The 1,829-nt window shown below is 50.3% G+C and carries 1 tRNA gene; it reads right to left on the bottom strand.

The window, feature by feature from the left end:
• Positions 1–578: 578 nt before the first annotated feature.
• A tRNA-Thr gene (locus QRQ56_RS39140) sits at positions 579–650 on the bottom strand.
• Between the last annotated feature and the right edge of the window lie 1,179 nt (positions 651–1,829).

Consider the following 1,829-nt stretch of genomic DNA (forward strand, 5'->3'; position numbering starts at 1 on the left):
ATTGAAGATGGCTGGGATGGACAGCTGAAGCCGTTTGGTTGGCACAAGTCTTCAGAGGCTGATCGAGTAAAGCATGTCGCAGTTCGAGGGTTGTATAACCTCTGAATGTAGCGCAGATTGCCAACACTCCATAGTGTTGACAGTGTCCATTATGAAGGTGCCGCGCACAAGTCCAATGCCTACGACCCCAGCCTCTAGGCTCGGTCTTCAATTGTCTTGATCGCAATGACACAGCAACCCAGCAAAGGAGCGGCCGAAGCAGTGACATCGAGAGTCCAGTTGTCGCTCACGACGACACTGCGGAGCACTGGCCTGCGCTGACCTAGACCAATCTTGAAATTCTTTGACTCCACGGCCTCAGCGTCTGGGTCAGCAGTTTGAGTCGAGAAGATGACGTATGAGTCGTTGGTGTAGCACCTCAACACCCAGTATTGGCTGAAAAAAGACGCTTGAGCTGAGTAACATGAGCTAAGGTGCTCCAGCGCACGTGCGTTGACGCGAAGCAGAAGCAACAAGGGCTGCTTTCGCGTGTGTGGTCTCGATGCACAGACGGGTACAGAAGCAGGTTGGAAAACGCTTGCCTCCGCCCGGGACTGAACCGGGGACCTTCTGTTTACAAGACAGATGCTCTGCCACTGAGCCACACAGGCGTAACTTTGGCTACTGCCACAAACAACACCACAACTATTACAAACATTACATACTCCACATACTTAACAAACTCCACATACTCAACAAATAGCACAAACGCCATTCACCACCCATCATTGCGCTGACAAATAAGATCACCTAGCAAAGCAGCACATATTCATCACACGTCAACACGTCAAGAGACCGACATAGTTGTACCGAACACATTTACGCACAGGGGTCAACCGCCTCTACTCTCGTGTTGAGTCCAGAAGGAGATCGGTGCGCACTGAAGCTTCAGTCGACAGGCGCAGTCTCCAGGAAGGTTCAAGAGGATACAGAAATCCTGACGAAAGCAAATGGAGTGTCAGGCAGTGGTCCTGGACACTGAACGAATATCTTAACGCGACAAGCGATGAGACATTGTTCGGCGACGTGTTGCCACTCTGTGAGTGATCGTTCAGCTATGGTGGAGACAAGTGTTATTACGCCGGTGGATCTTGTCGTCTTGTGTTTTGCTATAACACGACGGATATTGCGAAGAAGTTGAGATGAGCTGTGGGTGCGTTGAATGATGTTGCGACACCGCTACAAATGGTTCACGTTCGCTTTCAGCGTCAACCGCCCGTTTGCGAGGCGCAAGAGACCTTTTGATGGAGGCGTAGTAAGAGACATTTTGGTGGAGCCATTGTGACACCTGTGATCAGTCGCTGTGCTGCTGTGATGGTTGCCGCTACAAGCGGTCCAGACACGATCAAAACCCTTATGCCAACACTTCAAAAAAGCTCACACCCCGCATTGAATGGATGGACGTTGGTTGTGATTTCTTCTCAAGTATTCGAAATGGCAGTCTCGAGGTAGTCGATGGGGTGGGAATCTGATTGACACGTGGGGTCAATCCGATCTGTCGTACCGGATGATATGCCTACGCTTTCTCTTGTTTTTTGCCTCGTTTGGGCTAAGCCAGAGAAACGGAACCAAGGTGGATACGGCGCGATCATGGTGTGTAAGCGAGCTCACCTCGCGGATGGTACACGTAACTAGTGCCGAAACGCACACATTTCGTGTCGAGTACTTCTATTCGTGGATGGAAAAGCTCTCGAAGTCAGACGAGAGTTTCGAGATTGACACGGTGCAGATCATCTTTGTCGTCGAGAGAAAAACGAAATAATCTCAAATATTGAAGATGGCTGGGATGG

The organism is Bradyrhizobium sp. U531 (assembly GCF_051710265.1).
Taxonomy (GTDB): Bacteria; Pseudomonadota; Alphaproteobacteria; order Rhizobiales; family Xanthobacteraceae; genus Bradyrhizobium.